Raw genomic sequence first — 20939 nt, forward strand, 5'->3', positions numbered from 1 at the left:
TCAAAAAATATCTTCTACTAGATGGATTACCAAATCCACCGAAAAAGCGCTTTGGGTCGTTTGATTGGTCACTCCTGCCGTCGTTTGCGGATATTTCATTTGCTGAAAGCCCGCGTGGATTTTGAAACGGTCAAAAAAGAGGGTCGCTCCCGCGCTAAATCCCTTGGCTTTACTGCTCGACCCATCTTCGTTTAGCTGGGTTTGAATGCGGTAGCCCCCCATCACCCGAAACTCGACTTTTTCGGCATTCACCAGTAAAAACTCTAAGCCGCTACGTAATTGATAATGGTTTTCGTTGCTAATGACCGGCGGACGTGGCGTCTGAATGACCAACGGCAACCCCCGATTCGGGTCCAAACTATTGTATTGATTGTACTCATAAAAAGTCTGGGAAATGGCTTGGTTTTTATAGGGCAACCATTCGGCGTCGGCGGCAAGCATCAGCAATGGAAAAAAGGGCAGACGGTACGAAAGACCCATCCCAACCGTAAAGGGCATTTTATATTTTTGTTCGTAACTGCGCAACTCGGTCGCATCCAGCGACGCATCGGTGACGGTGCCGCTGTAAGTAAAATTATTGCGGAGATTGAAAGGAGTCGTTACGCGGAGGCCTACGCGCAGCGGAACGTTTGCTTCATAAAAATCGGCCAAAAAACCCGTTACAAAATTTAGTCCGCTGATGTCATACGTCCCTTCTCCCGTCCGATTTACGTTCAAAGTGCGCTCCCCTGAGCTATAATTCAGCTTATTCCCCATTCCAAACCAGTAGTTGGCAGTCACGCCGATTCCAACATACCTGCTAAGTTGATACGCCGCACTCAGCGACGCGTTGCTGATGGTCAAGTTGTTTTTGATGCTTTCGGTGGCCAAAGCCACCGTACGATCAATGGAATATTTATTGGCATCCATCACACTTTGGTAAGCCACCCCGAGTACTATATTACGGTCCAAATCGCCAATCCGATAATGCCTTTGTCCCTTTAGTCGAGACGCCGAAAAGGGCATCACAGCCCCGATAAATGTAGGGCCAAAATTGGAAGTGGTAGAAAACCGAGTAGCATCAATGGGTACTTGAAGCGTGGTATTCCTCCCCGAACACAACAGGTGCGGCCCAATACCCTCGGCCAATTCATCATCATAATTGAGCATGGCAATGCCAGCCGGATTCCAATACATCGCGGTAGCATCGTCGGCTACCCCGATGAAGGCTCCTCCCATCGCCATTGCCCGACTTCCCGGTCCATTAGCGTTTAGATTCAGATTTTGGGCCGTACCCACATACGACAAAAGCAACAACAGCCCCGAAAAGAGTTGTTTTTTACCGATGCGTCGTGTTAGTGCAAAGCCCATTTTTGTGTACAGAGTAGCGTTGTATTCAATCAATTACTTGGGGATTAAGGTATATTCATTCACGGTATTTCCCGTTTTGTCACTGACATACAGCCGATTAATTTTCAGCTCATTGTCCGATATTTTATCAATAAAAAACTGAATCCCTTCTTTGGCACAATCCACGCCTTCGCTGCAAGTAGGCTCAGGACTCAGTTCAAACAGTACGAGACGGATATTTTGGTCAACGCGCCATTTTCCCGTAAAATCAAAACGGTCGCCCCCCTGCCCGATGTCGGTAAATTGTAAGGCATTTTGATTACTCAAATCGAGCAGAAATCCGTCGTAATTAAACAGATTGCCGGCTTGTCCTCGCTCATAAACTTTAGTTCGTCCGCCGCCCCCCTGCGGAATATGAACCGCTTGCTTCATAATCCAGGCGCGGTCCATTTGGGTGCTGACGTCCTTTTTTTTGCACCCCAAAACGCCAATCAGTAGCGCCAAAATCAATCCTTGTATCTTCATGGTTTGCATCATTCTTTCCTGATTTTAAAGGTGTACCGAGTTTCGGTCCGAACCACTTCCATTACATAAAATCCCGAAGGAAGGCTACTTATATCCCAATCGTGTTGTAAGTTACTGAAAGTAATCTTTTTTACCACGCTTCCTTTTAAGTCAAACATTCGCACTTCTGTTCTCACATTTGTAGGCAAATTATCCCGAAGCTGAATCGTCAATTTATTGGCCGCTGGGTTGGGAAAAACCGTCACTGCGGGGCGACCCATGCTGTCTGCTTCTATCGCAACTACGCGTTTGAGGGAAATTCTGGAACTTTGCACACCGCTCAACGTACCCGCCCCGCAAGCACCCGTCACTCCCTGAAAAGTGAAGGTCGTTTCATTTTCAATCCGAAAACTCAAGGTGGTATCGCCAGCATTTCGGACCGATCGGCTTCCGCCGCTGAAATTAAGCGTGAAAGGGCCACTTCCCTGCACCCGAACCCGAACGTTGAGATTATCGCCCGATTTTCTGAACACCACCGAAGTGTCGCCACGCGGGCTAATCATCTGAGCAGAAGCCCGTTGCAATACCGTTAGCGCGCCACTTTGTGCCTTTACTGCATCTGATACTTCCACCTGCAATCGATAATCAGCCCCCGCAGGAGTAGCATCAGGTATTCGCACCGACAAAGGGCTTGCGGCTCCGCTGCCTAAACTGCCACCGATTTTTTGTCCAGTGCTATTGGTCAAAAAAACGTTAAAAGTAGCTACGCCATTACTGGGTTGTTTTACAAAACTCACGCTGATGTTTGCCCCAGGACACACTACTTCAGGGTTGGCGGATACAGTTGTTATGCCCGTTACGGGCTGATTAGAAACCGTAATCATTAGCTCATTTTTTGCCTCACAACCGTTGGCCTTTACTGTAACAACATAGTTCCCGCTCATACCGACGGTCGCGTTAGCAATGGTTGGATTTTGCAGAGTAGACATAAATCCATTAGGACCCGTCCACGCATAGGTATATCCCGTTCCAGACGGTGCTTTCAATTGGATGGTTTCCCCCGATACGTAACTGGTACGATTGGTCGCATCAACGGCGTTGGGGATTTGATTGATTGAGAGTTGAATACTGTCTTTGGCGGTTCCGCAGGAGCTCGTCCCCGTGACGATATAATACCCCGGAATCGTGGAAGTCAACATCGGAGACTGGGAAGAATTTGTATAACCCGCGGGGCCTTTCCAACTGTACATCGTAAATCCAGCAGACGACGTAAGGGTTACGGGTGCACCGCTGCAAACAGACAAAGATTTGAGGCCGTTGGCGGTAGCGGCAATGACTGGCGTGGAAGTGACCGTAAATACATCACTATTTTCCAGACTGTTGGCAACTGGCATACTGCTTTTTACCCGAATTCGGTAGCGCCCATTGGGTAGCCCCGTAGGTACAACAATGGAAATTGGACTGGCGGTAGCTCCAGGAAAATTGGTTAAAACTACAGAGGTACCTGCCTCGTTAAGAATATCAGCGGTAAATACATTGCCCGCGGTAAAAGTACCCGTTGTGGTAAAACTTATTCGCAAAGTATCTTTTACGCACAAAGAACTACGATTTAGGCTCGGTTTTGAAATGGTTACAGACTGGGGCGGGTTTCCGTTGGCATCCAACACCTGAGCATAAATATCAGCCGTACAAGTACTATTCCTGTTTCGTTCATCACGCCATAAAAAAAACAGCGCATTGCTGTTCAGCACCGAAAGCCGCCCCCCCGTTTTGTTTCCAGAGGCGTTGCTCACAATTTTGCCGTTGTCTCCCCACTCCCTAACGCCTTCACTTGAGTTGTTATCAAACCTGATTACTTGTCCGTAAAGTTCTCCATTGTCTCGGTTTTCGCCCACAAATAAGTATTTCTCAGGGCTATCGGCAATTTTAATTCCTTCAAAAGTGGGGTCTCCGCCGTGATTTCGTAAGGTAATGGGGGTTTCAGCGCTGGTTGCGGTGTTTCCCAAGTAACGACGCACGATTTGACGGTTATTCCGGGTGTTGATAAAAGCCACGTTTAAACTAAACTGTCCGCTATTGCCGACCATTTTCGACCCTCCAATTTGATCACCAACGCCGATATCGGTAGTACCCAACGAAGCGCCCGACGTTGGGTTAATACGGTGCGCTTTAATTGTTTTTCCTGCCCCTGAGCCAGACACTGAATAGACACAAATAGGATTGCTATCATCAAAGCTTGGCTGAACACCCATATTTTGGGGGTCAGGCAAGCTGCCAAGGTACTGGGCATTTCCGCCCCATTCTTTAGAAATGGTTGTACCGTTTAGGGCATACTTATATTTCCTGACCGCTATGGTAGTGTTTCTGTCGATAAACGAAACAAAGAGCCGTTCTCCCTGTGCGTATACACGAGGGGTTGTTTGGTCGCCAGCGTCTCCTTCCACGAAATACGCCGTGGGGGCGGTTCGGTTGGAGGCATCCAATATGGCAATTCGTAAATCCGTTAAGGTAACGAGACTCCCCCCTCCGCCCCGGTTTAAGTCCAATGGGTTGTTTTTTTGCGCCCACGTTATCACTACTTTGCTGCCTCCATCTCGGATAAAATGAGCATCAAACGAAACACCTGGAGCAGTTGTCCCATAATTATACCCTAGATTCAACCCACGATTTTCGTTGCCGTTGTTCGGAATTTTGGTGGTGCCGTCGTTAAAGGAAATGATTTGGTACTGCAAATACGTGGTCAAACCTCCTTGAATTACGAGGGTAGTATTGACGTTATAAATCACAAAAACATCATCGGAGCCAGCGGCTTTCAGCAATTTCATCCCCGAAAAACCTTCTTTCGTACAGTCACCGAAAGTATAGCGAAACAATTCCTTTTTGGCAAATGCAACGGTCCCATCCGCTCGGTAGCGTTGCGCAAACATGATGGACGCATTGCCAATGCTTTCGGCCCAAGTTACCAACACACTGCCGTCGTCTCCCCCTACTGCACCGTACGCAAATGTGTGCATGGCCCCTGCGCTGACGCGGGTGTTTTGGCCCAGATTGCTATTCCACTGCGCCCAACCGCCGATTGCGACTCCCATCAAAAAAAGCAAAAGCCATCCTCTGATTATCTTTGTCATATTTTATCGCATCAATAACTCCTCTGCTACCGTTTTCTCAAAACCCAAAATCACGATTTTTTCTACTTTAGGGATTATCTTCCCGGTGTTTTTTTTGTGCTGGCTGCCGTATCTTTTTTACTTTTCCCAAAGGCCGTTTCGTTCGGAGTAACACCCCCAAACGGCACAGCCGCTGAATCTAACGCCGCTGCCTTTTTAAGGGCTTTTATCTTGGGGGATAAATGAGGTGGCACTTTTACCACTGGAAAAGCGGTCAAAGGTGCCGATTCGGATTCACTCGCAATGGACGTATCCACGGAGCTAAGTGTATCGATTTCTTGTGTAACCACGGGCACGACCGTTGCCGAGACCGTTGACTTTGGTTTATTTTTATTAAGAAAAAAGATACCCAAAGAAACCATAGTTATCAAAACCAAGCCCCCTAAATACCAAAGTCCTCGGTTGCTTTTGGGCGTTTCGGGCGGTGTTGAAGAAACTAGGGCGACGGTATCGGGCGCTGCCGACTTAAACTTCATGGTATTATCGGCATTCTGGGCCATGGCCTGCATGGGTTCAATCCACTCTTTTGCGGCGTCAGCAAGTTCGTTGTTGGCCACCTGAATTAAATACCCAGAATAATTATCCCGCGTGTTGCCGTCACAAAGATTAAGAATCAGTTGAAGTTTGCGGGGATTGGTTTCTTCACTTCCCAAAATTTGAGAAAGTGCGTCATCGTTCACATTTTCTAGTACCCCGTCAGTACACTGAAAAAAGTAATCTCCAGGAAGGACATCAGTCAACGAATGGATTTCGATTTTGGTGTCTCGGTGTGACCCTTGAATAGCCCGCATGATTACGTTCCGCTCTGGGTGATTTTGGGCTTGCTCGGCAGAAATCAATCCTGATTTTAGTAGAAAATTGACTTTGGAATGGTCCTCACTTTTATAAATAATCGTCCCGTTTCTGATTTGATAAATACGGCTGTCGCCAATGTGCCCGACGTGGACGGCATCTTCCCCGAAAGCCACCAACGTAAAAGTCGTCGCCATTCCTTTGAGTAGGTGCTGAACGGCCAGCATCTCATCAAACTTTTGCTGAACGTGCCCAAGCGCTTCACCGATAACCTCCTCCGAGAAGTCGGAATCTGTATGGGTGTTGAGATAATCTGAAAAACCAGACACGGCGATGTGACTGGCCAATTCTCCCTTTTGGGCACCTCCTACCCCATCACAAACAATAAAAAAGCGGTTTTGAGGCGTGGCCATGCCAACTTCAGGATACACCGAATCCTCATTATTTTCGCGCTGTCCCTGAAACGTAAAGCCCAAAGGCGGGTAGATACTATACGGCATCGTATAACTGGCTAAATAAGTAAAATCAATAGATTAAGCGCCTAATTATTACCAAATGATGGTTTGGGAATAGTCCGTCCCCTGCACGTTTCGGGCGGCATCTCTGGCATTGCTTGCCGCCTTGGTCGTCTGTAAAACCACTTTGGTTCGTCCCATCTGAATGGTATCGTTATCTTCCAGATAAATCAAATCTTCGGGCTCCAATTTTATCTTACGCATCGGGTCTTTGGCCCCCATCACAAATGTTCCGTTGCGACTTCCTGCCTCGGCAATCAGGTACTGAAACTGGCCAAATTTATCACGGGTTACTTCAATGACCGCGTGCCGCCGACTCATCATCACGTCGTTTGTATCAATCAGTATGTCTGCCGTTGGCAATGAGCTTTTGCGCCCAACCACGTTGGGACCAATGCGTAAAGGATGCGTTTGAGCAGCAGCGTTTTCGTCGTGAACCACCAAAAATCCGACGGTCCCCGTTTGTTGAAAAATATCATTTTGCGCTTTGTTGTCGTCGGCAGAGGGTTGGGCAAACAAGGGATTGCTCCCTCCCGCCGACTTTGTAACGTGCTGAAAACCCGTGGGAGGCGACAGCGGTGGCATAAATTCGTTGGTTGGCGGCGCGGGAGGCATTCCCGCTTCTTGCGTCACGACAAAAATGCACTTTTCGGGTTTTTGTTGTACACAGTTAAGCTTGGCCGGGCTGCCGGGCAAGAGCTTGACTGGCGATTGTCCTTTTTTGGTGTGCTGACACTCCTTGCAACGAAAAACGTACTCAAACATAAGGAACCTATCAATAGATAAAACCTAATTTTCTCAAGGGAGAGACCCACTTTTAGGTGTTTGTAAATAAATCATCCAGCGAATCTAAGTGATAACTTTCGGGAGGGTTCAACAACCCAGCGGCGGGCTCTAGCTGTCCGGCAGAGTGGTCGTGGTGCGGCAATGGTGAATGTTCCAAATTTGCCACTTCCACATGACCTTCATGCCCCAGAAGCGTATCTTCGGGCAGTTCACTTTCTACGTAGGGTTTTACCAAAGAAACATAATCCTCTTTATTCTCGGGCGTCATGCCCGTCCATTCTTCGGCAGTATAGGTGTTATACCACTGCCCATGCCATTCAAAAATCCCTCCTGGCCCCACTTGCGCCCGGGCGGTATCAAACGCTTCTTTAAAAGGCACATCCTGTTTTACTTCTGCTACTTCCAGTATGGGCGCAGCCTGTCCCGTTGGCTCCGCAGCAGGTGGGGTAAGAGGCGGCACGACATACGCTATTTCCGACGGTTTTTCAGTTACCGCTGCATTGACAATCTCTGTCGTAATTCCACTCGATGTTTCCATCACCTCGGCTACTTCGGTAGGTTCCTGATTCATAGCCCACCATGACACAAAGGCAATATTGCCCACCATGACAATGCCCGCCCCCGCCATTTCGGTCGGTGTCATTTTATCGGGGCTGAATATTCTGGGTAACTCACGGGCAGGCGAAGCCCCCGCCTGAGGCTGTGGTTGCGGCTTGGGTTGTTGCGGTTGGGCCTCCTCTTTCTTGTGAAAGCCCAACATTCCAGTTTCATCCAACATAACTGTAATTTTATTAAACTGTGAATAAATCGTCCGTTGACACATCGGTATCTGGCACCACAGGCGTGTCGTGTGCGCCGTATCCTGATGTATAATTTAGGTGTGTTTCTACCGCATCCTCATGGCCCGGAATGTCAATAATCGGAGCCTTTTCGTAGGCTTCACTTTGGGCCATAATGGGCTGACCGTCTAGGCCAATCGGTACGGCGGTTTCGAGCGTATTATTGCCATCGGTGTCCAGCAAAGCCAGATCAGGTTTGCCATTTTTGTCGGTATCAACGAGGGCAATCTCTGCCTGTATATCGGTATCTTTATTGACCAATGCGGTTTCGGCGTATCCGTCTCCATCGGTGTCTAAATCCACCACTTCCGACGCCTCGTTAAGACTCGACAATGAGTTGGCCACGGTTGAGGTGGGCGCGTCTGGGGCTGGATGCATGGGCACTTGCCAGGGATTTTCCAAGGTTTCAGCTTTATCTTCCAATACCTGCCCTTCGTCAGATACCGGGATGGCGGTTTCGAGTTTTCCGTCGTTGTTTTTGTCAACGTACATAAAGCCTGATATACCTTCTCCCGGCTCATCTTTGATGACCACATCGGCTAGACCGTCGTGGTTATGATCTGCCATGGTGGTTTCTTCAATACCGTCGTTGTCGGTATCCAATTTAACAATATCTGGCTGCAATTCTACCACTGGCGCTTCGTTTTCTACTTCCACTGGATTGATAATTGGCTCAATACGCGTCGTAAAATCCGCCTGTAGTTCCTGAGGCATGGCATTCCATTCTTCGATGGAGTACGTGCTGTACCATTGACCTTTGTATTCAAAAAGTCCACCCGGCCCTACTTGATCTCGCGCCTCAATAAATGCTTCCTTAAACGCGGAATCATCGCTTATTTCGGCAATTTTAATCTCATCTGGCACCACTGGCAGAGGCTGTGGTTCTGGCTCTGGTTGGGGAGCTGGCTTAGGCTTGGGCGCTCCTCCCGAAGGCTTGGGAGCGGGGGGCGGAGGCGGAGGAAGTGATGGTGACTCAACCACCGCCACTGGAGGTTCTATAAACTCTTCTTTGGGTAACTCAGGTACAATCGAATCGATGGGAGGCTGCACGGCGGGTTTCACTGGCACGGGCGTATCGTCTCCTTCAAAAACGGTCCATGAAATAAATCCTATACTCCCTACCGCTACCGCACCAATCGCCAACGCTCCCGCCACTTTAGAATAATCTTTGGGAGCTTTTGGCTTTGCCGCCGGGGCGGGTGGCGTAGCAGCAGGCGGCGGTGTAGACGCTTGAGGAGGCAAATTAGGGGGCGAGAGCGGCGGCGTTTTTTGAGCAGGCTCATTAGGCCCACCAAAAAACTGGGTGTGTTCATTAAGGCTCATTTATTTTCAGCGTTTAAAGGTTCAAGATTTTACCCAAATCGCTTTGCACTGTACACACAGGCGTTGCTTTTTGTGGTACTCGTAAGGAAAGCCGTACAACGAGCGGCTACATTTGGGGCACACGTACTGAATCTTAAAGTCGTTTTCGATATCGGTGACTAAATTCTGCGTTTTGGCCGATTTGTTTTTAGACATCAATTCACGAGCGGCCAAGCCTACCGCACTGCCTACTGCCGTACCCACGCCGGGTACAGGCACAAATAGAGTCCCCAAGAGGGCAGGCGCAATGATGACACAAGCCGTAATAAATGTATCCATGCTGTTATTGCCCCGGGCCTGTTGAAGCAATAATTGATACCTATCCCAGACATCCTGCAACTTGCCAAATTCTAGGGAGTAATCATTGGGGTCGTCGCGGGTGGTGCGGGCAGCGTCGAGTATTTGTTGGAGGCTCAGGCGCTGGTCGGCCACCAAAATAATGTCGTTGTGATTGATACTTTTACGTTTGATGCGAAAACCGTTGACAAACGTACCGTTGGTAGAGCCTAAATCTTCGAGAACAACCGTATTTTGAGCAGGGTTAATCACGGCCCGGGCGTGTTGGCCCGATACTCCCCTTGAGTTGAGTACCACCTGCCCCGGCAGCGGTTGTTGTCCTCGTCCGATTAGGATTACCTGCATTGGAGTTGTTTCGTTATTCGTTGTATTTCAGCGTATTGCTTACTGAGGGCTAATTTACGAAACAAATGAATATGCGCCCTAATCCTTTTTATCGAACGGTAAAAGATTCTTTGGCCCTACTCTGTTATCTTTAACAAAAAAAGCTATCTGTACTTATGAGGACCATTTTTTGGCTATGGGCTATCCTTTTTATTCCTTTTTTGGCACCCGCTCAGCAAATTACATTTGATGAATACCGACGCCGGGCCGACGCCTGCCTTGAGCGGGAAGACTATGCCTGTGCCGTACAAAACTACGAACGGGCACTTCGAATCAGGGAAAATGATGTTCACTGTGCTGAGGGATTGACCAAAGCGACCCAAGCCCTAAAGAAACCTAAACCACCAAAAACTAAACCATCAAAACCAGTTGCCAACAATCCAAAACCCTCCACGACCGCTCCTCCCGCAATTCGTGCTTTTTTGCTGGTAACAACTGATTTACCCGTCCATGTATACGTCAATGGAGGTACACGTCAATTCGTTTCGCCCAACGATATTGCCAAAAAACTGCTCTTGGATGCGGGCGCAAATCTTGTAGTAATTAAACCGACCGACGGTGGCCCTGATGGGTTTGAAAAAACCGTCACCGTTCGGGAGTCGGGGAATCAGCTTTTGAAAATCAACTTATTGGAAGAACGACGAGCCGCCGAAAAACAATCCAAGCCTAACGTGTTACCCCCCCCCACCAACGCCCTCGTAAATACGTCGCCTAAAAAAGACGAAAATCCGCCTAAAAATTATGCTACAACGCCCAAAATCGATGCACTTTCGGAAGAATTGACTCGCTTGATGGTCGCGGTAAAAGGGGGGACGTTTCAAATGGGAAGCAAGGATGAAAAACCAATCCATACTGTCGTTCTCAACGATTTTTACATCAGTAAATACGAAGTTACCCAGCGACAATGGCGCAACATCATGGGAACGCTGCCCAAGAAATTGACCAATAACGGCTGTAATGATTGTCCGATTGAACAAGTATCCTGGAATGATGTGCAGGAATTCATCAAAAAGCTGAATCTACGCACCGGCCAAAACTTTCGTCTACCGACTGAAGCCGAATGGGAATACGCCGCGCGGGGCGGGGCGCAAAAAAACAATAATACAGTGGAGTTGAAAGATGCAGGCTGGTACCGTTCAAATAGTGGAAAGAAAACACACCCCGTTGGGCAGAAATTACCGAATGAATTGGGGCTTTACGATATGCTAGGAAACGTCTGGGAATGGTGTCAAGATTGGTACGACCCCAATTTTTACGCAAAAAGCCCCGTCAATAATCCAGTAAACGTGGCTGAAGAAAAATACCGGGTTATTCGGGGCGGCTCACTAGATTCGGGGGCCGACGCTACCACGCTCACCACCCGCGACGGGTACAAACCCGCTAGCGATAATGGCTACGTGGGTTTTCGGTTAGTACGCAACTGAGTCCTAACTTATTTCTCACCGTTGGATAAAAATAGTTAGGCTTTTCAGTCAAAATCGGTGTATTTTGGCTATTTAAAATCGAAATTCGGATGTTTTGCGCCTTATGACTTACGAGCAATTTAAACAACGTTATCGCTACGACCCCGCCAATGACATTCTTGGCGAGGGGGCTTTCGGCAAGGTTTTTCGCGCCGTTGACACCGAAAATGGCTCTACCGTAGCTATCAAAGTGGCCCCTGTCAATATGTCGAACGAAAGTCATTCGCTCAAACATGAGTTTGAGACTGTCGGCAAGGTAGACCCGCACCTCAACATTGCCATGTATGATGAATGTTATCGTTTTTCGGTGGAGTGGGCAGGCTTGCATGACTTTGCGGTTTTGGAATATTATCCGTTGGGGAGTTTAGACAAAATTATCAAAAATCACTCCCTTAACGATACCGAAAAGCACGATTTAGCCGTCGGCATTTTAGAAGGGCTTCGTCATCTGCATACCACGGGGGCGCAGGGAGTGGTTCACCGCGACCTCAAACCACGAAACGTCTTAATTCAAAAATGGCGCGGCAAATACGTTCCCAAAATCACCGATTTTGGCCTGAGTAAGTTTTCAGACTCGATTTCCAACAGCGTGATTTCTCAGAGCTTCAAAGGCGGAACGCTCAATTATGCTTCCCCTGAACAAATCAAAGGCGAACAGATTCGTCGAAATACCGATTTATGGTCATTTGGGGTCATTTTGCACGAAATCATGACGGGCGAAGTCCCTTATAAAATTGATGACAGTTCGGAAAGTACACTTCGGCAAGTGTACGAACGGATGAACAGTCAATCTTTGCCCGAGTCGTTTAAAAACGTCAGAGAACCTTACGCCTCCATCATCAAGAAGTGTCTGATGGTCAATCCCAACCAACGCTACCGAGCCGCCGAAGAAATTCTTTTAGAAATTCGTCAGGCACCGAATTTACCCGTCCCTCCAGCATCGCCCCCAATTCCATCCGTTGCGCCAATTGTACAAGCAAAAGCAGACCAAACTGAGATTTTTGAAGACAGCCCTTTTGCGGGTTTGGGGAAAGCCACTGATTCTTTTGGTGCCTCGGCCGACGTCCAACCGTTGAAAGACACCTCTACCCCGCCACAAAAGGACCCAAAAGAGAGCGACGGGTACGTTCGTTCAACCCCCAAACCAAAGAAAACTTCCAACAATACGCCCTTGATTATCTTAGTGGGGGTGGCCGCATTGGTGCTCATTACCGCTTCGGTGATTTATTTCGGCGGAGATAAAAAAGATGACGTTGCGCTTCAACCCACAGATTCAACAACAACCGCCGCGCCCAAAGCCGTGGTAGACACGGTAGCGCTCGCACAGCAGATGGATTCACTCTTTAATATTCCCGATTATCAGAAATATGCGCAAATCTCCCTCCAAGACTCCATTCTGAAGCAACGCGCCCTTACCAAGTTGTTGAACAAAGCGCTGGAAGCCGACAAATTTGGGTTGGAATATGCCGAAGACCGCGATTATATGAGTTCGGTCTGCAAGGCAATCCTGCTCATTGACCCCAAAGAGCCTAAAGCGTTGAGCCGTTTGGAAAAAATCGCTAAGTATTAACCCTTTTCTTGTTTCAATTTTGATAACTGAATTACTCAAAAAACACCAAGCTTCGTTTGCGCCCGTTGTCCCGTTTGATTGGGGTAAAAACGACTTTTTGCACCTAGATTTCACCAAACAAAATGGTGAATTAGAACAGGTTGAATTACAAAATAGCCAACTTTTTTCAGACTATGTTTTTGGAAAACTACGCGCCGCCCATGCTTCAGTTGGGGTAGGCGGCTACAACGAGCACCGAACCATTTATCGTCGCAGTGCGCATTTTCAACAAACAGAAGAGCCGCGCTGTATTCACCTTGGCGTTGATATTTGGGCAGCGGCTGGCACGCCTGTTTTTTCACCGTTGGCAGGACGCGTCCACAGTTTTGCCAATAACGCTAATTTTGGTGATTATGGCCCCACCATTATTCTGGAACACCACCTCGAAAATCAGCTTTTTTATTCTCTTTATGGGCATTTGAGCGCAGAATCGTTGGAAGAGTTGTACGAAGGAAAGCCTATCGAAAAAGGTCAACTCATTGCAACATTTGGCCAATTCCCCATCAACGGCGACTGGCCGCCGCACCTGCATTTTCAACTCATAACCGACCTACTTGGCCTGAAAGGAGACTTTCCTGGCGTATGCACCTTACGAGAGCGGGGGCGTTTTTTACAACTTTGCCCTGACCCCAACCTGATTTTGGGCATACCGGGGCTTTTTCAGTAGTAACATTTAGCCCTTGCCAGCAAAAGAGTTACCTTTGCCCTAATTCAGCGCATTTGTTGTGTTGAATGACGGTAATTAATCAGCGTAATCAATAAAAGTAAGTATAACATGGGAACTCGCCGTTTGCGAATGGGTCAATACAATCGACTTCAAGTCGTGAAACGCCTAGAATTTGGAATCTATTTGGACGGATATGAAGACGAAATTTTGGTTCCGACCCGATACGTCCCCGAAGGCGTTGAAATCGGTGACTATCTCGACGTTTTTGTGTACCGCGATTCAGAAGACCGCGTCATTGCCACTACTCTTGAGCCTTACGGAACCGTAGGTGAATTTGCCTACCTGACGGTCAATGCTGTGACGGCGGCGGGGGTATTTATGGATTGGGGCTTACCCAAAGATTTGTTTGTTCCGTTCAAACAACAACGCGACAACATGCTCGTGGGTAAGTCATTTCTGGTGTTTATTCATTTAGACACCCAAACCGACCGCATTGTGGCATCGGCCAAAATTGACCGTTTTTTGGATGAAGATATTTCAGAACTGAAGGAAGGGATGGAAGTAGAGCTTCTGCCTTTTGAATACACTGATTTGGGCATCAAAGCCCTTATCAACCAACGGCATTTGGGTGTTTTGTACCACGGCGAAGTGTTTAAAGACATTGACTTGGGAAAACCCACCAAAGGTTACATCAAAAAAATCAGAGAAGACCAAAAAATAGATGTGGCGCTTGTTGAGCAATCCTACAACCGCATTGCCGACAGTAAAACCGTTCTTTTTGAAAAATTGGAAGCCGCCGAAGGACATTTTCTGCCATTTACCGATAAATCTGACCCGACACTGATTCATAAAACGTTTGGTATGTCCAAAAAAGACTTCAAAAAAGCCATCGGGGGGCTGTTAAAAGAAGGAAAAATCAAGTTGGAAGAAGACGGTATTCACAAAGTTTGATTTCTTGAATTTACTCCATAAAAAAAAGCGCGATCAAAAATCGCGCTTTTTCTGGACTAAGGTCTATTGTTTACCCCAATAGATATCTTTGTTTCGGATAGAAATGTCTGTTGTTAATAGGCAGTACTATCAGCAAAGACGCCTTCGGGACTAAAAAGGTTGGAAAGCCTTTAAAAAATATTTTTCAGGCCCGCATATCTTCCATTAATTTCTGTAAAACTGCTACTACTTTTTCGGTCTGCTCGCGGCTCGGTGTCGTGTCCCAATTGCCAACAATTCCGTTACCGCCCAAATATATACCGTCTTTTCGGGAAATAATGCTCGCGCCTTTGGTGTTGAGTTTATACGTCACTTCAGGCTGCGGAATCAGGCACGAAAGCTGCCCAGAAACTGGTGTCAGGTGCTCATCGTTAAAAATCGCTTTGGCTCCCAAACCCATACAATTGACCACGCATTTTTCGGAAAGAGCGTCAATATCTTCTATCTTCTTGATTTCTTGAATTTTAACCTTTCCCCCAAACATCAAAAAGTCGGTCATGTGCTTGTGCAAATAGGTCGGAATATTAATCATCACGTTGGAGCGCCTTGATACGTAATCTGCCTTAAACGGATGTTCTTTTTTGCCCAACATGATTCGTTCAGGCACCAATCCCGACAAATCGGCAAATATTTCAGAATTTGGACGCTCAGCGGGAGGCTCGTTGAATACGTTGTACTCATCCACCCACGAGATAATATCGTTTAAGCCCAACTGAAACTGAAACGCCCTGAAAGACAAACGGGTGGCTTTTTCCCACCACGCCTTAAATTCGGGCGTCGCCTTTTGCGGGTCACATACCCTCGACGACGGCGACCATGTTCCGGTAGCCAAACTACTGGTGACGTTAGGGGCAAGGTCTTTGGCGTAGATGGTTACTTCAATGCCCTTTTCTTGCAACAGTCGCGCGGTGGTAAGACCGATAGTGCCCGCTCCGATCACCGCGACCTGTTTAACGCCCGTTTTCAGGACTTCTTCGCGCGCCAACATGCCCGAACCCCACGACAACGACCAACCGCTCCCCCCGTGACCATAATTATGGACGAGGGTTTTGCTACCCAACTGCTCTGATTCGAGCCGTGGACCAATGGTTCGAAAAGGCCTGAGCCCCACGGTTTCCCGGACAATACGGTCCATTGAAAGACGCAATTTAGGGATACGATAATGTCCCATGTTGATTTGGAAATGCTTATCGGCAAATCCTTTTGCGGTAGTAGCGCAAGAAGCAACCGTACTACCCACAGCCGCCCAACTGCCCGCAATAGCGGCCTGTTGGATAAATCCACGACGATTCATAAAGAAGGATTAGAATGTTGAATGAGAACGGTATTGCCGTGCGGCCTTCGGCAATACATTTATAACTTTTATCAAATCTAACCTCAAAAAGGCATACAACAAAATATAATTTTGACTATTTTACATTTTAAAATACTATATTTTTACATTTCACCATTCAACAACACAAAACCTTTAAATTATGCAAAAACTATTCACTTTCATTGGGCTTGTTGTTTTTTCATTTTTTGTCTCAACAACCACTCACGCTCAAGCCGTTGAGTTTTTTGGCACACCTTCTTCGGCGATTTCGTCGGGGGCGGTTGTACCAGAAGGCAAAAAAATGTTTTGGTCAAGCGGCATTGTCGCAGATGTAGCCGATAGCAGTGCCCAAGTGGGCACGTATGCACGTTTTGGCAACACCAAAACCCAGGCTTTGAGTATTTTGAAAAAATTACAAGGGGCGTTGGCGAAGCAAAAATTATCTTTTAAAGACGTATTGTACCTACGGGTGTACGTTGCCCCTGACATGTTTCAAAACAACAAATTTGATTTTCAGGGCTGGTTTGAGGCCTACGCGCAATACTTCGGCACCAAGGAAAACCCAGTAAAGCCCTGCCGCTCCACCATTGGCATTGCAACGCTGGTCCAGCCAGACAAATTCATTGAAATTGAATTGGTTGCGGTTTATTGAGTGCATATCTTCGACGAATTCATCACACCTCATAATGTGACCTAACTATTTTATTTCAGTCTTAATTTTCAATCAGAGTATGTATAAAATAGCTTAATCAATTAAAACCTAAACCTCAAGATGGATATTAAACTTGACTCAATCAAAGAGCAGCTCATTTTGGCCATTACTCAATACGGTGGCAAAATTTTGTTGGCGATTGTGGTTTTTATCGTTGGTCGCTTTATTATTGGGCGTGTCATGAGCTTCATCGGCCAACGAATGAATAGCAGTCACATTGACCGCGACGTACAACCATTTCTCAAATCACTGGTGGGAGTGGCACTTACGGTTATGCTTCTCATAAGCTGTGCGGGAATTTTGGGTGTACAAACTACTTCATTCGTCGCAGTTTTGGGAGCGGCGGGTTTAGCTGTTGGTTTGGCATTGCAGGGCAGTCTGGCCAATTTTGCGGGCGGTGTTTTGCTCCTGCTCTTTAAACCATTTCGCGTTGGTGATTTGATAAATGCCCAGGGCTTTACAGGTAATGTAGAAGCGATTCGCATCTTTGATACGGTGCTAGTAACGGTTGATAATAAAACGGTTACGCTTCCCAACGGCCCATTATCAACGGGACCGATTACCAATATTTCTACGAGAGGGGACATCAGAGTCGATATGGTATTTGCCGGTGGCAGTCAAAACGGAGTTGATAAAATCCGCGCCAGCATTGAAAAAGCAATTGCAGCCTGCCCGTATGCCAACGCGACAACCCACGATGTATTGGTGACCAAGCTCACCGAAAATGCCATCTTTTTCGATGTAAGGGTATGGACAAAAGCCACTACCTATTGGGAAACGTATTATTTTGTTCATGAACATATCAGTAAACAGTTTGGCCTCGACAAAGTAGCCGCCCCGATTCAACAATACACCGTTAACCAAGCCTAAATTAAACAAAGAGAGCCACCGTAACAGTGGCTCTCTTTGTTTAATGATTGTTTACTTCCCTCCTTCTATTTTAATTTTCTTTAGGTCTTCTTTTTGGTCGTCCCGAAGCGTTGGATATTTGATTCCCAACTGCTCCAAGTAGGTTTTGTATTTCGTGGGATCGTAGTAGTATTTTGAAAGTTCAGGCTTGAATTTTTCCATAATGGTACGGTTAAGATATACAGCGGGAACTTCTTTGGGCGAAATCAAAGGCTCGTATTTCATCTCTTTCGTTTGCTCATTTTTATAGTAATCCCAAGCCTCTTTGATGATTTCAGGTTTCAACAACATATCAATCAAGGTCATGGCTTCTGCTTTAGCCCCATAAACTACGCCTTTGTGCGCAATGGGGGTCGCCATTGAAATCGCGTTTGACCAGTGGTGTCCAGGCAATCCCGGAATGTTGGAAGGATACCGTAAAACGATGGTGGGCAATGACCAAGAAATATCGGCAATATCGTCAGAGCCACCCCCCATTGACATCCCTTGCCCGCCCATCATGCGCGTAGGAGAATCGGCAGGTAGGCCTATTGTGTCTACTTTTGTGGCCAAACCCGTAATTTTAGGGGCTTGAAGTTCTTTTTGGGAAGCCATTGCGAGCATTTGGTCCTCTTCTGACCAGGTCGGCAAGCCTACTTTTTTGATGTTTTCGTACATCGCTTCGGCAATGGGCTTACTAAAATGGCCGGGCCAAGCGGACCCCAAAATTTCATAGCTAAACTTAGTATCCGTCATCAAAGCTGCACCTTCGGCGATTTTGACGCCAATGTCAAACAGTTTTTTGATTTTGGGGTAGGAGCGTTCGCGGAAATAATACCATACTGCTGCTTTGGAAGGAACGACGTTGGGCTGGTCTCCACCGTCAGGAATCACATAATGTGAGCGTTGTGTCAATTCCAAATGCTCACGGCGAAAATTCCAACCAATATTCATCAATTCTACCGCATCTAATGCACTCCGACCCCGCCATGGTGCTCCTGCCGCGTGGGCGGCGGCTCCTTCAAAATTAAATCGTACAGATACCAAGCCATTGTTGCCTGCATCGCCGTACGAAACCCCCAGATTATTGGCTACGTGCGTAAAAATACAAGCATCTACATCTTTGAAATAACCATCGCGAACATAAAATGCCTTGGCCCCTACCAACTCCTCAGCTACACCCGGCCAAAGCACCAACGTACCAGGGATTTTCTCACGTTCCATGATTTCTTTTACCGCCAACGCCGAAATGATATTCAACGCTTGCCCAGAGTTGTGGCCTTCACCATGACCGGGTGCCCCAACTACGATGGGGTCCTGATAGGCTACTCCAGGCTTTTGGGAAGCCTTGGGAATACAATCCACGTCTGAGCCGATGGCGATGACGGGCTTTCCACTCCCCCATTTGGCCAACCAAGCCGTGGGCATATTGGAGATACCACGCTCAATGGTAAATCCATTCTTTTCTAGCAATTCGGTTAAATACCGATAGGTTTCAACCTCTTGAAAGCCTAATTCCGAAAAACTAAACAACATATCGTTGATTTGCTGTCCCATCACAGCACGTTTTTCAACGCCAGCCACCGCTTCTTGTTTGAGCTTTTCGAGACGGGCTTGCTCAGGGGAGAGTTTAGGGGCTTTTTTAGACTGAGTCCAGCCCATTATACTAATAGCCACTGCCATTAGCGCGGTGTAGAGGGTTTTTTGCATAGTTTTGGGTTAAGAAAAAGTGTAATTTATCCAAAAATAGCAAAAACAATCATTTTTTCGAAAAAAAGCCCCTTTACTTGACTAAAAAGGAATGAAATTCTATATTGTATAAAGTTTACTACTCGCCCTCCTCCTAAACCTGATGAAAATCCATAATTTTATCAATGTAGGCCCAGAATGTGAATCTACTTTTTTGGGCACTCTCCCTCCTACCACCGTAGCCGACCTCGACAGAATGATGACGGAGTGGACGGCGACACCTCCCGAAAAAATTGTTCTGTACGTTCATGGCGGGCTGGTGTCGTGCAAGTCAGGTATCGAAGGGTCAAAAGAATTGATCAATACCTTCGACACCCCCAACACCGTATTTCTGTCACTGCTCTGGCATACTGATTTTCTGACGGCCTTGCAGGAAAATCTAGGTATGGTCATCCAAACCGATTTTTTTGAGGCATTATTGAAGATTGTCATCAGAATCGCGTCACGGAAAATTGGCGCGCTGATTGGTGCTAAAAGCGCCACTGGCGGTGAGATTTCCTACGCCGAAATTGAAGCTGAACTAACAAAAGCGAAAACCATTCCGTATTATCAGCCCTTTGCCGAAGCCAACCTCACAACAGGCGCTAAAAACGCTGTCGTTCAGGTTAATGACATTGACAATGAGACCTACATGGAGAAAAAGCTGAAAAGCGAGGCCGAAATTGAAATCAATACTAACAAGTTTTTGCGGGATGCACTGCTGAAGGTAGAGGTCGAAAAACTGCCGCTGCTCAAAACCGAAGAAGTAGTAACCGCCGAGACTGAAGGGAGCAAGGGAATCATCAGCGCGGCAAAAATAGCACTTGCCATCGGGAAAATCGCCTATAGGGTGCTAAAACGTTTTCATGAAAAACGTGACCACGGGCTTCATTGTACGGTAGTGGAAGAAATCGGTCGACACCTGTACCTCGACCAACTCGGTACAAGTATCTGGACGGGCATGAAAGACAAAGCCGCTGCGCTCTGGCATCCCACAAAAATGCACGTAGGCGACCCCAATAAGATTGGTAGGCAGTTTCTGACTCGTTTGCAAGATTTCAAAAGTCAGCACCCCGATGTCTCGCTGCACTTTATCGGCCATAGCGCCGGGGCGATTGTGGGCTGCGAACTGCTGAAACATACCCACGACCTGACTTTTGATAATCTATTTTTTCTGGCCCCAGCCTGCCGAGCAGATTTGTTTGCCGACGAGGTCATCGCCCACCCTGAGCGGTTTGGCCACTTTCGGATGTTTACGATGCGCGACGAAAAGGAGCAACTCGACCGCCTCATCGACATGCCAGTACTGGAGTTTTTGTACACCCACTCGCTGCTGTACTTAGTTTCGGGGTTGTTTGAGCCCGATGGTACCGACTCAGTTATTCTGGGAATGGAACGATTCTGGGGGCAAAACCCTCCCCTGCCCAATGACTCCCTAACCCAAAAGCTTCAACAGTTTCTGGAAGGGAAAGTGATACTGGCGGATGTATTCGGAATGCCCGAAGGCGAAAACTGCGGTTCCCTCGACCACGGTGCTTTCGACAACGACTCCTCCACGGTTGCCAGTCTGAAATTTCTGATCAACCGCTGAC

17 protein-coding genes are annotated in these 20939 nt (G+C 47.3%); 7 read left to right on the forward strand and 10 right to left on the reverse strand.

Annotated elements, in window-relative coordinates:
- The 8 genes from GVN20_RS09320 to GVN20_RS09355 form a co-directional block, all read right to left on the reverse strand.
- A complete protein-coding gene (locus tag GVN20_RS09320; protein WP_166558041.1) occupies nt 1-1350 on the reverse strand; it encodes a hypothetical protein in 1350 nt (449 codons plus the stop codon).
- A 33-nt stretch (nt 1351-1383) separates the two neighbouring features.
- Nucleotides 1384-1854, reverse strand: a complete 471-nt coding sequence (locus tag GVN20_RS09325; RefSeq protein ID WP_166558042.1) for a hypothetical protein — start codon at nt 1852-1854, stop codon at nt 1384-1386.
- An 8-nt stretch (nt 1855-1862) separates the two neighbouring features.
- Nucleotides 1863-4961, reverse strand: a complete 3099-nt coding sequence (locus GVN20_RS09330; RefSeq protein WP_166558043.1) for a T9SS type A sorting domain-containing protein — start codon at nt 4959-4961, stop codon at nt 1863-1865.
- Nucleotides 4962-5035: 74 nt separating this feature from the next.
- A complete protein-coding gene (locus GVN20_RS09335; RefSeq protein ID WP_166558044.1) occupies nt 5036-6292 on the reverse strand; it encodes a PP2C family serine/threonine-protein phosphatase in 1257 nt (418 codons plus the stop codon).
- Between the two features lie 48 nt (nt 6293-6340).
- Nucleotides 6341-7072: an FHA domain-containing protein gene (locus tag GVN20_RS09340; protein ID WP_166558045.1), complete on the reverse strand. Its 732-nt coding sequence runs from the start codon at nt 7070-7072 to the stop codon at nt 6341-6343.
- Nucleotides 7073-7124: 52 nt separating this feature from the next.
- Nucleotides 7125-7871 (reverse strand): hypothetical protein, encoded by a 747-nt coding sequence (locus GVN20_RS09345; protein ID WP_166558046.1) that lies wholly within the window; start codon nt 7869-7871, stop codon nt 7125-7127.
- A 13-nt stretch (nt 7872-7884) separates the two neighbouring features.
- Nucleotides 7885-9255 (reverse strand): hypothetical protein, encoded by a 1371-nt coding sequence (locus tag GVN20_RS09350; RefSeq protein WP_166558047.1) that lies wholly within the window; start codon nt 9253-9255, stop codon nt 7885-7887.
- 21 nt (nt 9256-9276) lie between these two features.
- A complete protein-coding gene (locus GVN20_RS09355) occupies nt 9277-9936 on the reverse strand; it encodes an FHA domain-containing protein (protein ID WP_166558048.1) in 660 nt (219 codons plus the stop codon).
- Nucleotides 9937-10091: 155 nt separating this feature from the next.
- On the opposite strand from GVN20_RS09355, the gene GVN20_RS09360 reads away from it, so the two are divergent.
- From GVN20_RS09360 to GVN20_RS09375, 4 genes are all read left to right on the forward strand, one after another.
- Nucleotides 10092-11399, forward strand: a complete 1308-nt coding sequence (locus GVN20_RS09360) for a formylglycine-generating enzyme family protein (RefSeq protein WP_166558049.1) — start codon at nt 10092-10094, stop codon at nt 11397-11399.
- Nucleotides 11400-11502: 103 nt separating this feature from the next.
- Nucleotides 11503-13008, forward strand: coding sequence for a serine/threonine-protein kinase (locus GVN20_RS09365; RefSeq protein WP_166558050.1), 1506 nt, complete (start codon nt 11503-11505; stop codon nt 13006-13008).
- A 19-nt stretch (nt 13009-13027) separates the two neighbouring features.
- A complete protein-coding gene (locus GVN20_RS09370) occupies nt 13028-13714 on the forward strand; it encodes a peptidoglycan DD-metalloendopeptidase family protein (RefSeq protein ID WP_166558051.1) in 687 nt (228 codons plus the stop codon).
- Nucleotides 13715-13822: 108 nt separating this feature from the next.
- The gene (locus GVN20_RS09375) at nt 13823-14665 is read left to right on the forward strand and encodes a S1 RNA-binding domain-containing protein (RefSeq protein WP_166558052.1); all 843 of its coding nucleotides are present in this window, start codon (nt 13823-13825) and stop codon (nt 14663-14665) included.
- A 184-nt stretch (nt 14666-14849) separates the two neighbouring features.
- Here the strand turns inward: GVN20_RS09375 and GVN20_RS09380 are convergent, their stop codons facing one another.
- A complete protein-coding gene (locus tag GVN20_RS09380; RefSeq protein ID WP_166558053.1) occupies nt 14850-15998 on the reverse strand; it encodes an FAD-dependent oxidoreductase in 1149 nt (382 codons plus the stop codon).
- Between the two features lie 181 nt (nt 15999-16179).
- On the opposite strand from GVN20_RS09380, the gene GVN20_RS09385 reads away from it, so the two are divergent.
- Nucleotides 16180-16671: a RidA family protein gene (locus tag GVN20_RS09385; RefSeq protein WP_166558054.1), complete on the forward strand. Its 492-nt coding sequence runs from the start codon at nt 16180-16182 to the stop codon at nt 16669-16671.
- 120 nt (nt 16672-16791) lie between these two features.
- A complete protein-coding gene (locus GVN20_RS09390) occupies nt 16792-17601 on the forward strand; it encodes a mechanosensitive ion channel family protein (RefSeq protein WP_166558055.1) in 810 nt (269 codons plus the stop codon).
- Between the two features lie 51 nt (nt 17602-17652).
- Here GVN20_RS09390 and GVN20_RS09395 read toward each other — a convergent pair whose 3' ends face one another.
- Complete coding sequence (locus GVN20_RS09395; RefSeq protein WP_166558056.1) at nt 17653-19329, reverse strand: amidohydrolase; 1677 nt, start codon at nt 19327-19329, stop codon at nt 17653-17655.
- 142 nt (nt 19330-19471) lie between these two features.
- On the opposite strand from GVN20_RS09395, the gene GVN20_RS09400 reads away from it, so the two are divergent.
- The gene (locus tag GVN20_RS09400; protein WP_166558057.1) at nt 19472-20938 is read left to right on the forward strand and encodes a hypothetical protein; all 1467 of its coding nucleotides are present in this window, start codon (nt 19472-19474) and stop codon (nt 20936-20938) included.
- The last annotated feature ends 1 nt before the right edge of the window (nt 20939 follow it).

Source organism: Runella sp. CRIBMP (genome assembly GCF_009905605.1).
Lineage (GTDB): Bacteria > Bacteroidota > Bacteroidia > Cytophagales > Spirosomataceae > Runella.

Bases quoted from the DNA above. Each gene is read 5' to 3' on its own strand.
- GVN20_RS09350 (WP_166558047.1), bottom strand. From the start codon at position 9,255: ATGAGCCTTAATGAACACACCCAGTTTTTTGGTGGGCCTAATGAGCCT.
- GVN20_RS09390 (WP_166558055.1), top strand. From the start codon at position 16,792: ATGGATATTAAACTTGACTCAATCAAAGAGCAGCTCATTTTGGCCATT.
- GVN20_RS09330 (WP_166558043.1), bottom strand. From the start codon at position 4,961: ATGACAAAGATAATCAGAGGATGGCTTTTGCTTTTTTTGATGGGAGTC.
- GVN20_RS09385 (WP_166558054.1), top strand. From the start codon at position 16,180: ATGCAAAAACTATTCACTTTCATTGGGCTTGTTGTTTTTTCATTTTTT.
- GVN20_RS09365 (WP_166558050.1), top strand. From the start codon at position 11,503: ATGACTTACGAGCAATTTAAACAACGTTATCGCTACGACCCCGCCAAT.
- GVN20_RS09335 (WP_166558044.1), bottom strand. From the start codon at position 6,292: ATGCCGTATAGTATCTACCCGCCTTTGGGCTTTACGTTTCAGGGACAG.
- GVN20_RS09355 (WP_166558048.1), bottom strand. From the start codon at position 9,936: ATGCAGGTAATCCTAATCGGACGAGGACAACAACCGCTGCCGGGGCAG.
- GVN20_RS09360 (WP_166558049.1), top strand. From the start codon at position 10,092: ATGAGGACCATTTTTTGGCTATGGGCTATCCTTTTTATTCCTTTTTTG.
- GVN20_RS09380 (WP_166558053.1), bottom strand. From the start codon at position 15,998: ATGAATCGTCGTGGATTTATCCAACAGGCCGCTATTGCGGGCAGTTGG.
- GVN20_RS09400 (WP_166558057.1), top strand. From the start codon at position 19,472: ATGAAAATCCATAATTTTATCAATGTAGGCCCAGAATGTGAATCTACT.
- GVN20_RS09375 (WP_166558052.1), top strand. From the start codon at position 13,823: ATGGGAACTCGCCGTTTGCGAATGGGTCAATACAATCGACTTCAAGTC.
- GVN20_RS09345 (WP_166558046.1), bottom strand. From the start codon at position 7,871: ATGTTGGATGAAACTGGAATGTTGGGCTTTCACAAGAAAGAGGAGGCC.
- GVN20_RS09320 (WP_166558041.1), bottom strand. From the start codon at position 1,350: ATGGGCTTTGCACTAACACGACGCATCGGTAAAAAACAACTCTTTTCG.
- GVN20_RS09340 (WP_166558045.1), bottom strand. From the start codon at position 7,072: ATGTTTGAGTACGTTTTTCGTTGCAAGGAGTGTCAGCACACCAAAAAA.
- GVN20_RS09325 (WP_166558042.1), bottom strand. From the start codon at position 1,854: ATGAAGATACAAGGATTGATTTTGGCGCTACTGATTGGCGTTTTGGGG.
- GVN20_RS09395 (WP_166558056.1), bottom strand. From the start codon at position 19,329: ATGCAAAAAACCCTCTACACCGCGCTAATGGCAGTGGCTATTAGTATA.